The sequence below is a fragment of the Ornithinibacillus caprae genome (genome assembly GCF_009728145.1).
Taxonomy (GTDB): domain Bacteria; phylum Bacillota; class Bacilli; order Bacillales; family Amphibacillaceae; genus Ornithinibacillus; species Ornithinibacillus caprae.
The window spans coordinates 80,957-93,902 of sequence record NZ_WOCA01000003.1 but is presented as its reverse complement, the minus strand read 5'-3'; the positions used below and the strand labels follow the sequence as shown (position 1 = coordinate 93,902).

The following is a 12,946-nucleotide window of genomic DNA, read 5'->3' as shown; positions in this document are numbered from 1 at the left end:
ATGGACTATTAAGATACTTCATAAAACAAAATCTGTCGTGGAAAGGTTGTTATTCTATGTTGAAACCTAAATTTTTGAAAAGAGGAGATACTGTTGGCATTATTACTCCATCGTCACCAGCACCGGTTCTATATAAGGAAAGATATCAAAGAGGATTAATTCAGTTAGAGAAAATGGGATTTAATATTATAGAGGGTTCTTGTACGAGGGAAATACAATCTTATCGTTCAGGTTCAATTAGAGCAAGAGCCGAAGAAATAAATGAGTTAATTTATAATGACGATGTAAAAGCAATTATAAGTACAGATGGAGGACTAAATTCTAATTCCTTACTACCGTATATTGACTACGAATATTTAAAAAACAAACCTAAAGTTGTAATGGGATACAGTGATGTCACTGCTCTTTTATTAGGAATATATGCTAAAACAGGATTAACTACTTTTTATGGTCCTGCTATTATCCCTTCTTTCGGTGAATTTCCTGAAATGTTACCAAAGGGAAAAGAGTATTTTGAAGATATAATGAAATTAAAGAAGAGAGCTCCGTTCTCGCTAGAAGTACCGTTGGAAAGGTTAGATTGGGACTCACAAGATAGAGAAAAAGAAATGTTCAACAATGAAGGATGGATACCACTTCGTGAAGGTATTGCCACAGGGAGATTGATTGGTGGAAATTTAAATACGATGACTGGATTCTTTGGTTCAGAATACTTTCCCAAATTAAAAGGAGCGATACTCTTTATTGAAGACGGCTATAAAGATATGGCTATTCAAGAACGTTCACTAAGTATGTTAAAAGCAGCTGGAGTTTTTGATGAAATTGCAGGTTTGGTAATTGGGAAGCATGACCATTTCAATGATTTAGGTTCGCCATTTTCACTCGATGAATTACTTATTGAAATAATTGGAGATACGAATATACCTATACTTTCAAATTTTGACATTGGACACACCTTCCCATCGCATGTATTTCCAATTGGGATTGAAGTAATTCTAGATACTACTCAAGGTACAATTACATTCCTTGAAGATGGTGTCTTCGAATAATACAGCTTATTTAAGTAAAGGGCGCAATAATTAGCTCAAAAAGAACAATCGGTTTTTGAACTAAACCAGCAGGGTAATTGAATAAAGAAGATTGAAAAGAAAGTAATTCACAAATAAAGGGAGGTATAAAAGGTGGACTTATTACTCTGGATAACTATTAGTTTCATATTAATCGGATTGGTTGTTCTCACTTCTATGAAAAAAGGTATGGAAAGTAAGCTCGCTTTTATAAAATCAAATACGGAAGACGAGGAAAGTTCAACATAAGCTAAATCCATAATTTGGTGGATAGGGAGTACCACAGCTTGGGGAATAGCGAGTATGATTCTTATTGTTTGGTGGTTTCATAATCACTTTGGATAACTGGTGGTTTCAAATGTACTTAAACGAACGAGTGCGATAGTTGAAGATGATATTTTCTGGTAAACCGAAATTTTGAAGGTTCGAACTAGGGCTTTATATTTAATGTAAGAAAGGATGTGAAGTTATTTGAGAGATTATAAAGCAATGCTATTTGATTTAGATGATACCTTACTTAATAGGGATAGGGCAGTAGATAAAATGTTTTTAATTATTTTTGAAAAGTGTTATGAGGATGTTAAGCAATCAGTGAAAAATGAGATGTGGCAAAAATTCAAACAATATGATAATAAAAACTGTGGCTATAGTGATAAAACAAAAGTTTTGGAATCATTCTTTGATGAATTTCCACCAAAATATAGATTGCCACGCAATTATATTCAAGAATTTTGGAATAATAATTTTCCTCATTGTTTCTCTATTGACCAAAATACTATAAATATCGTAAATACGATAAAGGAGCAAGTAAAAGTTGCAATTATAACAAACGGCTCATCTCAGAGACAAAAAGCAAAAATAATAAACACTAATTTAGATAGTTGTTTTGAAATAATAATTATTTCTGAAGAAGTAGGATTTAGTAAGCCTGACAAACGCATATTTGAATTAGCATTAAATAAGCTTAATGTGCAACCTGAAGCCACATTGTTCGTTGGCGATGATTTAGAAAAGGATATTAGTGGTTGTCAAAATGCAAATATAAAGGGCATATGGTTCAATCCTCATATGATAAAGAATGATACCGAAATAAAGCCATATGCCGAGATTAATTCTTTTGATAGATTATTAAGATATTTAACATAGTAATTCATTGCAGCACAGGAGTTAAACAAGAAAAAAATCCAATAAAGCGGGGAATGAAATTTTATAAGATGCTTTTATTGTTTGTTGCATTATTATTAGGTTTAACTGGCTGTCAGGAAAAAGATTTATCAGAAACTGCTGCGCTTGCAAAAGAATATCTTGAACAACAAGGTTATAAAGTAATTTCGTATGAACAACACCAAGAAAGTTACAAAATTATAGAAAGTAAAATTGAAACAATGCCTTATAGCTTTTATTGGAAGATGCCAGGCAATGACGCTAAACTATATGTTGGAAAAATGGTAGATGTTGAAAAATTCATTGTCAAGAATCACCCATTGGACAATTGGGAATGTTGTGATGGCGTAAAATCAAAAGGTAAAGTTTATGTCTATGTTTACGTTGTGGAAGATAAGGTTGTAGGTGGTACTTCGTTTCCTTATGGGGTAGATGACGCTGGATTAGTTGGTGGTTATTGGTCATTAGATGGAAGAACTGAAGAATAAACAAACCTCTACTTTCAACAAACGGGCTCAATAGTTAAACAAGTCGGTCTTATCCACGATCGCCTTTTCGTTTTCAATTTATTTTTGGAATATTATATTATTATTGAAGTGTTAAGGATTTCAACTACTGGGCAAGTTAGTTGAAGAAGGATATTTTCTTTTTTAAGCGAATTGAAGCAAATTAAACACAAGAATATAGGATATTGCAAAATAATAAAAAGATAGGAGGTATGAGATATGAAGATCAATAGAATAGATCATGTGGGTATAATCGTCAATGACCTTCCAGCCGCGAAAGCATTTTTTCTTGACTTTGGCCTTGAAATGCTAGGGGAAGGAGAAGTGGAAGGTGAGTGGGTGGAGCGGATAATAGGGCTTCAAGAAGTTAAAGAGGAGGTTGTAATGTTGCGAACGCCAGACGGTGAGGCGAATATAGAACTAGTAAAATTTCACACACCAACAGATGAAAATGGCATTCAGCATCCTTTGGCAAATACGCTTGGTATCCGGCATATAGCTTTTGCTGTTGAAGATATTGAAACCCTTGTTGCAAATTTGAAAAAGAAAGGCGCGGAACTTATTGGTGAGATACAAAACTACCAAAACGCTTATAAATTATGCTACGTTCGTGGACCAGAAGGAATTATTTTAGAGTTAGCGGAGCAAATCAAATAAATTTAGGATACTTCATAGGCATCTGGCTGATGTTTAAAGTTATTGAACTAACGAAACAGAAGAATTGAAGAATGTTTTTTAATTTGCACTCAACAATTTGTCAGTTTATGGAAGAACTAAAATTACACTTCTTTAGTGCATGAGAAATAGAAATGTTTTATATTTAACCAATTGGTTGAATAAAGGGATTATATCTGTTATATTTAACTACATGAACTATAATGATAATCATTTAAATAATATTTTTCATGCTTTAGCTGATTCAACAAGAAGAGAAATGGTTCAAATGATGGCGCAAAAGGAAAGGACAGTTTCTGAATTAGCAAAGCCTTTTGATATGTCCCTTGCTGGTATTTCAAAGCATATTAAGGTTCTCGAGAGAGCAAATTTAATGGAAAGGAGTGTAAAAGGAAGAACTCACATATGTCGCTTAAATACTGAATCTTTAGCTCAAGCTACTGAATGGCTTCGTTTTTATGAAAAATTTTGGAGCGATCGTTTTGATCTTCTGGAAAGTGAGTTATTGAAAGCTAAGAAGAAAGAACACTAAATTATCGGAAGGGGGAAATTTATGAACAACATCTCAACTACAACATTAACAATGAAAAGAGAATTTAATGTAAAACCTGAAAGAGTTTTTGACGCATGGTTGAATCCTTTAATGATGAAAAAGTGGTTTTTTACATTAGAAGGAACGAATAAGGTTGCACATAATGACCCCAAAGTAGGAGGAACTTGGGAAATCGTGGACCATAGAGATGGAATGGATTATCGAGCAGTAGGAGAGTACCTTGAAATTGATCCTCCTAAAAAATTGGTATTTACTTTTAAAATGCCTCAATTTAGTGAGTTAAAAGATACAATAACCGTTGAGTTAAAAGAAATTTCCACAGGCTGTGAAATGATTTTTACCCAGCTTATACATGTTGCCAAAGAAGAAAACTGGACAAAAGCAGATATGGAAAAAGCTCTAGGAGAGTATAAAGATGAGTCTGAACATGGTTGGAACTTAATGTTTATGGGGCTCAAAGAACTAGTTGAAACTGGATCTATTAGCTATAAAGGTTGATGACCTACAAGGATTATAAAAAACTATTATAAGGTGGATAAAAATTTCTAAAGTTACACCGTTTTTAATGTTTCAAGACGGAAAAGTAGAAGAAGCGATGAATTATTATACATCGCTAATTAGGGATTCAGAAATTAAAAGTATAGTCCGATATGGAGTCAATGAAGCTGGGGAAGAAGGAACAGTAATGAAAGGAGTTTTTTCATTAAAAGGGCAGGAATTTATGTGTATTGACAGTGACATAAGACATGAATTTTCCTTCACACCATCATTTTCAATCTATGTTACTTGCGATACAGAAGAAGAAATTGACAATCTTTATCAAAAATTGATTGATGGTGGAGGAGCCCTTATGTCTATTGGCGATTATGGTTTCAGTAAGAAATTTGGCTGGCTAGTTGATCGTTTCGGAGTGTCTTGGCAGCTTGATTTACCTAAATAATCTTATTGAAGGAAAAATCATCGTATTCAATTGATGGTTGCAAGGATGGTTATTTTGTTTGAACCAGAATATTTTTCGATAAAATAAAACCATATAAGGTAGGATGTATCATGAACAATCCCAAGATATATACAATGAGTTTTTCAAAAGTCTATCCCCTATATATTACAAAGGCGGAGAAAAAAGGGCGTACCAAAGCGGAAGTCGATGAAATCATCCGTTGGTTGACAGGGTATAGCCAGGAAGAGTTAGAAGCACAATTGGAAAAACAGTCAGACCTTGAGACATTTTTTGCAGAAGCTCCCCAACTGAATTCTTCACGGGCTTTGATCAAAGGTGTGATCTGCGGAGTACGAGTGGAAGACATAGAAGAACCAACTATGAAGGAAATTCGCTATTTGGACAAGTTGATAGATGAGTTAGCAAAAGGAAAAGCGATGGATAAGATTTTGCGGAAATAATAATTAAAAACGAAGAAACACTGATTTTAAAATGTAAAAAGAAGTGTACTTAAATGGGTGCAGTAATTAAACAAGTCGATCATCAATTGATCGACTTGTTTAATTGTTTACTATTATTTTTGGAATATTGTGTTAGTATTGAGGGGTGTAGGTTTATAATACCAGGTGTATGTATTGTTATTAGCTTGGCTATTGCAGAGTTAATTATAAAAAAATTCAACTAAGACAAGTTGTTCCTTTTCAAACAAACTGGGCAGGACATTTAAACAACAATGATTAATTAAAGTCTGTGTACAGGGAGGAAGAAAATGCATTACGGGATTGAAAATGTAATGGATAGAATATCATTCCTTAATGGTTATTCAAGCGTGGAAAAAGTCGAAAAGGGTTATTCACCTGATGATAAATACATAGTTATAAAGGGAAGAAATAAATATCTTTTACGTATTTCAGACATAAAATATTATCAAAAAAGGGAAGCGGAATATAAGTTGCTTCAAGAGTTACAAGAAAGGAATATTCGTTCACAAAAACCTATTTTATTTAGTGATATAAGAAATGATAACATTTGCTTTATGGTAATAGAATATATTGAAGGAACTCCTGCAATTGAAGCATTCAAAAGATGTTCTAATAGTATCCAATATCAAATTGGTTTAGAGGCTGGTAAGGAATTATATAAAATACATAAAATAAATGCCCCTTCTTATGTATCTAAATGGGAAGATAGACAAAGCAAGAAATATAGATATTACCTAAATGAATATAAGATCGGCAATTTTAAACATAAAGATGATAGTAAAATCATTAGTTTTATTGAAAATAATATAAAGTTAATAACCGATAGACCTAATACTTTGCTACATGACGATTTTCATTTGGAACATATAATACTTTCTGATTATAAATATAAAGGGATTATTGATTTTAATGGATACGATTACGGTGATCCATATCATGATTTCTATAATCTATCTTTGTTTAGTAGAAGAATTAGCGTGCCATTTGTTATAGGGCAAATTGAGGGTTATTTCTCAACTCAACCTGAAGACTATTTTTGGAAATTGTATTCCTTATATTCTGCAATGAATATATTTTCAACCATAGTTTGGACTTCAAATAATGACCCTAACTCATTTGATGATGCCTTAGAAAGAATCGAGATAATTTTAGAAGACCATGATTATTTCAACAGTATTAAACCTAAGTGGTATAACCCATAAATTTGTATACTCTTTTTAAAACCTTATAGCTATGTGAGTAAGCACTCTTATACTAGAGTTGAAGATGATTTGAAAACAATAAAAAAATAGATTAATCCCTTTTGAAAAATTTCGATAATTATAGTGGGATATTATGTTATTATGGAATTGTTATGATATGTGAATTTTTAGATTAAAAGAAGATATTTTTTCAAAAGGGGGCAATGTTGTGTCTGAGCAAAATGATGTTTTATTAGAAAAAGATGAACTCGAGAAACCCAAACCTGAAATAAAAAGAGTGGAAGGTGATCCAACTCCTGCATTTAAAGGGGCATCTTGGGCAGCATTATTAATTGGTGTTGTAGCTTATTTGATTGGCTTGTATAATGCAGCAATGCAGTTAAATGAAAAAGGATATTATTTTGCTGTTTTAGTTTTTGGATTATATGCTGCCATATCCTTGCAGAAAACGGTAAGAGATAAAGAAGAAGGTGTGCCTGTTACCAACATATATTATGGTGTTAGTTGGGTTGCATTAATTGTAGCTATAGTGCTAATGGCAGTTGGTTTATATAACGCTGGTAGCATTACTCTAAGTGAGAAGGGTTTTTATGGTATGGCATTTGTTCTTAGTTTATTCGCCGCAATAACCGTTCAGAAAAATATTAGAGATTCACAAAAAGCTAGAAAAAAAGAATAATTAGTCGAGCATATTGGCTAACTGGAATCAGGGATACTGACATGATACATTTTCGGGAGTACTATAATATTTCTTTGTAAGAGTGGTAATGATATTAGGTTATATAATATGAGAAAATTTTACCTATGCGATTCTGATAAGAGTCGCATTTTTTATTTAGGTTTGTTCTACCTAACTATTTTTAGAAGTGTACAATTCGATATTATTTCGAAGCTGATCTAAAAACTTATTTGCTGCCTTAGAAAATACTTGATGTTTTTTCCAGATAATATTTAAGTTAGCTTCTGATCTAGGATGAAATGGTTTAAAGCAAAGGTTACTATTTCCTGATGTGTTGATTAGTTTATCTAAGCATAAGGCGTATCCAATATTTTCTTCAACCATTAATGCAGCATTGTAAATCAGATTATACGTTCCCACAATATTAAAATTCTCGATATTTTGTCCCAACCATCCCGATAATTCATTACTGACAGTAGTTTGACGTGAAATTAAAAGTGGTTTATCCATTAAATCTAATGGCTGAATGAACTGCTTGTTTGCTAGTGGGCTATCTCTACGCATTAAAACTCCCCAAACATCTGTAGCAGGTAATTGTATATAATCGTATTTCTGTTTATCTGTTGGTTCTATAACAACACCGAAGTCTATCAATCCACTATCTAATTTACTTTTAATATCATCAGCATTACCACTGTATAAATGAAATCGAATACCTGGATAATTTTCAATTAATTCTTTTGATGTTCTAGCAATAAAACGCATAGCATCTGTTTCACCACCACCAATGTAAATATCACCACTAATAATTTCTTTTGATTCCTTTAAACTGGCCTCGGTTTTATCTGCTAACTCAACAATTTCTTTTGCTTTTTTTAATAAAAATATCCCTTCGTCTGTTAATGTGACCTTTCGATTTCCTCTTACAAATAAAGTTGTTCCTAATTCTGTCTCAAGGTCTCTTAATTGTCTGGATAATGTAGGTTGGGTTAGATGTAGCTGTTTTGCAGCAGATGAAATATTCTCTTCATACGCTACTGCAATGAAATAGCGTAACACTCGGATTTCCATAACAATCTATCTCTCCTTATTATTAGCATGCCCGAAAGGTATATGAGTATATTTGATATAGGTATTTGATATTTGAATTGTATCATTTTATGATTTAATTGAAAATGATAAATCTTTAAAGGAGGATTTATAATGGCTATTAAGGATAAGGTGATTATTATATCATGGGTGCTTCTAGCGGAATTGGTGAAGCAACCGCAAAAAATTTAGCTGAAAAGGGGGCTAAATTAGTACTAGCAGCACGTAGAGAGGATAACTTAAAGGAGATTAGAGAATCTCTTCCTAATGCACACATTGTCTATAAGAAAGCTGATGTTTCAAATTATGATGAAGTACAACAAGTCGTTGATTTGGCTATTTCTGAATACGGTAAAATAGATGTTCTCTTTAATAATGCCGGATCATGCCAACAGCACCGTTAGTTGAGGCAAAACGGGATGAGTGGAAAAACATGCTGGACATAAATGTAATGGGTGTTCTAAATGGAATTGCTGCTGCACTTCCTAAAATGGTTGAACAAAAGTCAGGGCATATTATCTCGACCGATTCAGTTGCTGGTCATGTTGTCTATCCAGACTCTGCAGTTTATTGTGGTACAAAATTTGCAGTAAGAGCAATTATGGAAGGACTACGACAGGAACAACGGGAAAATAATATCAAATCAACAATTGCATCACCAGGTGCGGTTCAGACTGAACTATATAAGACAATTAGTGATAAAAAGGTTTCAGATGAACTTCATAAAGCCCAAAGAGAGTGGGGACTAGTTGCGGAAGATATTGCTCAAGCAGTTGCTTATGTCATTGATACACCTGAAAGAGTATCAGTTAGTGATATGATAATTCGACCAACAAATCAAGAAGTGTAAAATGGGTGATTTTAAAATGGACATGAAGGAATTTATAGATTTTTGTAAGAAAGGCAATCCCATTTCGGGGGAGGACAAGGAATTACATGGACTGTTAACTCAATGTAGTTTTGAAGCCCAAAAGGTCACAATGGAATTGAATACATCCTATCATTCACAAGTGGAAATAGTAGAGATTTTTAGTGAAATAACTGGTAGCAAAGTTGATCCGTCGTTTACGTGTTTTCCACCATTTTATACAGACTTTGGAAAAAATATCACTATTGGAAAGAACGTGTTTTTGAACACTGGATGTTCATTCCTAGATAGAGGTGGAATAAGTATAGGGAATGGTTCAATGCTGGGCATGAATGTCACGATTGCTACACTTAATCATGGGTTACCTTCAGAAACAAGAAACACAACATATCCCTCTCCAGTTGTAATTGGTGAAAATGTATGGGTTAGGTCAAGCGCAACAATTCTACCTGGTGTGATGATTGGTGACAACTCTGTAGTTGCGGCAGGAGCTGTTGTTACTAAGGATGTCCCAGAAAATACTGTTGTTGCAGGAGTACCAGCAAAAGCTGTTAAAGAAATAAATAATTAATGTAGATTAAGTTTTGGTAACATTTTTCAAAAAGATAGGTTGTGTCACCATAGATTTGCACCATTTGATTGTGACAGACCTTAAACTACAGGTTCTTTTACTGTATAACTACTATACAGATTATAATTTATAAAGGTTGGGTTTCTTGAATTTACCCAGCCTTTTTTGTGTGAACTGGTATTTAACCTGTAATTTCAAAGTTATGTAATCGGAATTAATGCCTTTTTATTATTTGACAAAATTCAATAATATTTTGGAATATTATGTTAGTATGGAAGTAGGGAATATTAACCATAGGAGTTGAATTTAAAAGAGGGGAAAAGGTATATGGTCTATAACATAACACCTGGGAGGCTATCTATTTTTAATGCCATTTTTGTTCTCCTATTATGGCATGTATTATCGGAGAACTTTGGTAGGTCTTTACTTATACCTATATTGGTTTTGCTGATAGCTGTCGGAATAGCATCTATTCGGTTTAAGTTTAAAATCATGGATGAACAGCTAGTATACGAGATATTATATTTCTCCAAATCCATTATCAAAAAGGAAATTTACCCGTCTCAAATCATTCAATTGAAATTTATACGAGTGGGATGGGCAAAAAAAGCTGCCATTATAGAAATAGATAAAGGAATTAATATTAGATTAGCAGTTTTAGAGCCACCAACGGCGTATGAACATTTATTAAAGTTTGCAGAGAAACACGATATTTCCATATTAAAAACAAGGGATTATTTAATTTTGGAAAAGATGAAATGAATGTTTCTAGATAAGTGAACTAATGTAAAGATGATCAAGTAATAACTAACACTAGAAAGAAGGAACTGAATGATTATTGAAGCGAATAGTGAAACAAGAAAAAAATTAGTCTCAATGTTTGAGAATATCGATAGTACGATAATACGATCATATCTCCAAGGACATATGGGGACTGCATGGGTGGATGATCTTGAGAATCCAACGGTTGCTCAGATAACTGTGGGCATTTTTGTGTTTTTTGCTGGGAATCCTTATGCGAAGGAAGCGGAAGAATTACTTTTTAATCTTCCTGATTTTACTTTAGCGATTGTTGACAAAGAGGAATGGAAAGATCGTATAGAAACAGTACATCATGGTTCAACGGAGAAGTTTCAACGATATAGGTTTGAAAAGAAACCAAAGCATCTAGATCGAGCGCAATTAATGAGCTTAACGTCTACACTGCCAGAAGAATACGTTCTTAAAAGAGTTGATAAACATATTGCAATCGCACCTTCTTTCCATGAACTTTCGGAAGACTTTGTAAGCCAATTTGATTCTATTGATGATTTTTTAGATAGAGGAGTGGGCTACGCAATTTTACACGAAGGACAGGTTGTTTCTGCAGCAACGTCCTACAGTATTTATGATGATGGAATTGAGATTGAAGTTGCTAGTCACCCTAATCATAGAAGAAAAGGGTTAGCAACTATAACAGCAGCTGCCTTGATCGTCGATTGTCTGGATAGGGGAAAGTACCCTAGTTGGGATGGAGCGAATACTGAATCGGTTATGTTAGCCGAGAAACTAGGTTACATATTAAAAGAATCGTATGATACGTACTTTATCGAGAAAAAATAGCAAGTTATTTTTAGGGGGAGAGCGCAAATGGACGTTTCGTTATCAATAGCTCCATATGAAGATAAGTCCACCCTTAGCCATTTGATTCAGTTATATCGGTATGATAGCAGTGAATTTGATGGACATGTTTTAAATCAGCACGGACTATACAATTATAAATATCTCGATCATCAATGGACTGAGGATTATCGTCGTCCTTTTATAGTACGAGTCGACGGTGAAATTGCAGGTTTTGCACTGATGATCGTCGATGTACCAAGAGAATTTGTTACATATAGTACAGCAGAAAAGACACATGTAATCAGTGATTTTTTTATCATGAGGAAGTTTAGACATAGAGGTGTGGGTAGAAAAGTGGCGTATTCTCTATTTGATCAGTTTCAAGGGACATGGGAAATTAAACAAACTGAAAATAATAAACCAGCGTATGAATTCTGGAAAAAAATCATATTAGATTATTCAACTAGTAAGTCGTTCAACGAAAAAATAGTTAATAATGAAAAGTGGAATGGTCCAATCTTGGTTTTTGAATCCTAATCATTTGGAGTTTTGAGGGGGATATAGAAATGAAAGCAGTAATCCAACGTGAATTTGGTGATGTGAATGTACTTTCATACGAAGATATTGATATACCAAAAATAGGGGAGAACGAAGTCTTGATAAAAGCAGCCTATACAAGTGTAAATTATGCTGATATTAAAAAGCGTGTAGGAAATAAAGGGAAAGGTAAATTTCCTTTAATACTTGGATTGGATGTGGCAGGGACTGTTGAAAAGGCTCCAACAAATTCGAACCTTTCAAAAGGAGACCGTGTGATAGCTTTTCCAACGAGCGGATCATACGCAGAGTATGTAGTTGCGAATGAACTATTAGTATTTAAAATTCCTGAACATCTTGAATTAGAGCAGGCTGCAACCTTGCCAACCGTATCTATATTATCTTACATTCTTTTACATGATATTGGACAAGTAAAACCAACAGATACGATCGTCATACATAGCGCTGCTGGTGGAGTAGGGTCAACACTAGTTCAATTAGCTAAATTATTGGGGGTTCAGAAAATAATTGGAACTGTCGGGAACCTAGAGAAAGAAAGCTATGTAAAAAAATTAGGTGTTGATGTCGTTTGCACCTATGAAACGTTTACAGAAGAAGTTTTAAAACAGACGAATAATCAAGGTGCTAATGTCATCTTTGATTCAGTTGCCGGAGAGGTAACGAGTAGAAGTCTAGGGTGCTTAGCATTTTACGGTACGCTTGTTCAATTTGGTAATAGTAGTGGTAAAGCTGGTACTTTCAAAACTAGTGACGTACATAGTAGTTGTAGGAATATTAAAGGTTTCAGCTTAGGAACAACTAGAAAGCACAATCCAGAACAATTAGCTCCTGTCGCAGAAAAGGTTTTGGGTTTATTTGCTTCTAACAAAATTTCTATTCCGATTGCACATATATTTAATCTAGAGGATGTTGCACAGGCGCATAAATTAATTGAAAGTAGAAATTATCATGGAAAAGTTTTGATTAAAATATAGATTATTGCTTTAAGAT

Annotated in this window: 16 protein-coding genes and 2 pseudogenes; 17 read left to right on the top strand and 1 reads right to left on the bottom strand. The window is 33.6% G+C overall.

The annotated features are described in order from the left end of the window. Positions 1 to 56 precede the first annotated feature (56 nt). The 11 genes and pseudogenes from GMD78_RS05380 to yiaA all read left to right on the top strand — a co-directional run bounded on the left by GMD78_RS05380 (position 57) and on the right by yiaA (position 7,268). Positions 57 to 1,049, top strand: coding sequence for a S66 family peptidase (locus tag GMD78_RS05380; protein ID WP_155667715.1), 993 nt, complete (start codon positions 57 to 59; stop codon positions 1,047 to 1,049). A 132-nt stretch (positions 1,050 to 1,181) separates the two neighbouring features. Further along, a pseudogene (locus GMD78_RS21825) lies at positions 1,182 to 1,412 on the top strand (hypothetical protein). A gap of 144 nt (positions 1,413 to 1,556) precedes the next feature. After that, positions 1,557 to 2,213, top strand: coding sequence for an HAD family hydrolase (locus GMD78_RS05370; RefSeq protein ID WP_155668035.1), 657 nt, complete (start codon positions 1,557 to 1,559; stop codon positions 2,211 to 2,213). A gap of 53 nt (positions 2,214 to 2,266) precedes the next feature. Continuing rightward, positions 2,267 to 2,719 (top strand): hypothetical protein, encoded by a 453-nt coding sequence (locus tag GMD78_RS05365; protein ID WP_155667714.1) that lies wholly within the window; start codon positions 2,267 to 2,269, stop codon positions 2,717 to 2,719. Between the two features lie 237 nt (positions 2,720 to 2,956). Next, positions 2,957 to 3,394 carry a VOC family protein gene (locus GMD78_RS05360; RefSeq protein ID WP_155667713.1) on the top strand — a complete coding sequence of 146 codons (438 nt, stop codon included), beginning with the start codon at positions 2,957 to 2,959 and terminating at the stop codon, positions 3,392 to 3,394. A 211-nt stretch (positions 3,395 to 3,605) separates the two neighbouring features. Continuing rightward, positions 3,606 to 3,944, top strand: coding sequence for an ArsR/SmtB family transcription factor (locus GMD78_RS05355; RefSeq protein WP_155667712.1), 339 nt, complete (start codon positions 3,606 to 3,608; stop codon positions 3,942 to 3,944). A gap of 21 nt (positions 3,945 to 3,965) precedes the next feature. Beyond that, positions 3,966 to 4,463 carry an SRPBCC family protein gene (locus GMD78_RS05350; protein ID WP_155667711.1) on the top strand — a complete coding sequence of 166 codons (498 nt, stop codon included), beginning with the start codon at positions 3,966 to 3,968 and terminating at the stop codon, positions 4,461 to 4,463. A 43-nt stretch (positions 4,464 to 4,506) separates the two neighbouring features. Further along, on the top strand, positions 4,507 to 4,905 hold the full coding sequence (locus tag GMD78_RS05345) for a VOC family protein (RefSeq protein ID WP_343042158.1): 399 nt from the start codon (positions 4,507 to 4,509) through the stop codon (positions 4,903 to 4,905). A 110-nt stretch (positions 4,906 to 5,015) separates the two neighbouring features. Next, positions 5,016 to 5,366: a DUF2200 domain-containing protein gene (locus GMD78_RS05340; RefSeq protein ID WP_155667709.1), complete on the top strand. Its 351-nt coding sequence runs from the start codon at positions 5,016 to 5,018 to the stop codon at positions 5,364 to 5,366. 308 nt (positions 5,367 to 5,674) lie between these two features. Continuing rightward, positions 5,675 to 6,589 (top strand): aminoglycoside phosphotransferase family protein, encoded by a 915-nt coding sequence (locus tag GMD78_RS05335; protein ID WP_155667708.1) that lies wholly within the window; start codon positions 5,675 to 5,677, stop codon positions 6,587 to 6,589. Between the two features lie 208 nt (positions 6,590 to 6,797). Further along, positions 6,798 to 7,268 (top strand): inner membrane protein YiaA, encoded by a 471-nt coding sequence (gene yiaA, locus GMD78_RS05330; RefSeq protein WP_343042135.1) that lies wholly within the window; start codon positions 6,798 to 6,800, stop codon positions 7,266 to 7,268. A gap of 171 nt (positions 7,269 to 7,439) precedes the next feature. On the opposite strand, the gene GMD78_RS05325 is transcribed toward yiaA, so the two are convergent. After that, a complete protein-coding gene (locus GMD78_RS05325; protein ID WP_155667707.1) occupies positions 7,440 to 8,339 on the bottom strand; it encodes a LysR family transcriptional regulator in 900 nt (299 codons plus the stop codon). A 164-nt stretch (positions 8,340 to 8,503) separates the two neighbouring features. On the opposite strand from GMD78_RS05325, the pseudogene GMD78_RS05320 reads away from it, so the two are divergent. The 6 genes and pseudogenes from GMD78_RS05320 to GMD78_RS05295 all read left to right on the top strand — a co-directional run bounded on the left by GMD78_RS05320 (position 8,504) and on the right by GMD78_RS05295 (position 12,930). Continuing rightward, positions 8,504 to 9,207, top strand: a pseudogene (locus GMD78_RS05320) (SDR family oxidoreductase). Position 9,208: 1 nt separating this feature from the next. Next, positions 9,209 to 9,796 carry a DapH/DapD/GlmU-related protein gene (locus GMD78_RS05315; protein ID WP_246187571.1) on the top strand — a complete coding sequence of 196 codons (588 nt, stop codon included), beginning with the start codon at positions 9,209 to 9,211 and terminating at the stop codon, positions 9,794 to 9,796. Positions 9,797 to 10,123: 327 nt separating this feature from the next. Then, complete coding sequence (locus GMD78_RS05310; RefSeq protein WP_155667706.1) at positions 10,124 to 10,558, top strand: hypothetical protein; 435 nt, start codon at positions 10,124 to 10,126, stop codon at positions 10,556 to 10,558. 69 nt (positions 10,559 to 10,627) lie between these two features. Then, on the top strand, positions 10,628 to 11,398 hold the full coding sequence (locus tag GMD78_RS05305) for a GNAT family N-acetyltransferase (protein ID WP_155667705.1): 771 nt from the start codon (positions 10,628 to 10,630) through the stop codon (positions 11,396 to 11,398). 27 nt (positions 11,399 to 11,425) lie between these two features. Next, on the top strand, positions 11,426 to 11,935 hold the full coding sequence (locus GMD78_RS05300; RefSeq protein ID WP_155667704.1) for a GNAT family N-acetyltransferase: 510 nt from the start codon (positions 11,426 to 11,428) through the stop codon (positions 11,933 to 11,935). A gap of 29 nt (positions 11,936 to 11,964) precedes the next feature. Next, positions 11,965 to 12,930, top strand: coding sequence for a quinone oxidoreductase family protein (locus GMD78_RS05295; RefSeq protein ID WP_155667703.1), 966 nt, complete (start codon positions 11,965 to 11,967; stop codon positions 12,928 to 12,930). The last annotated feature ends 16 nt before the right edge of the window (positions 12,931 to 12,946 follow it).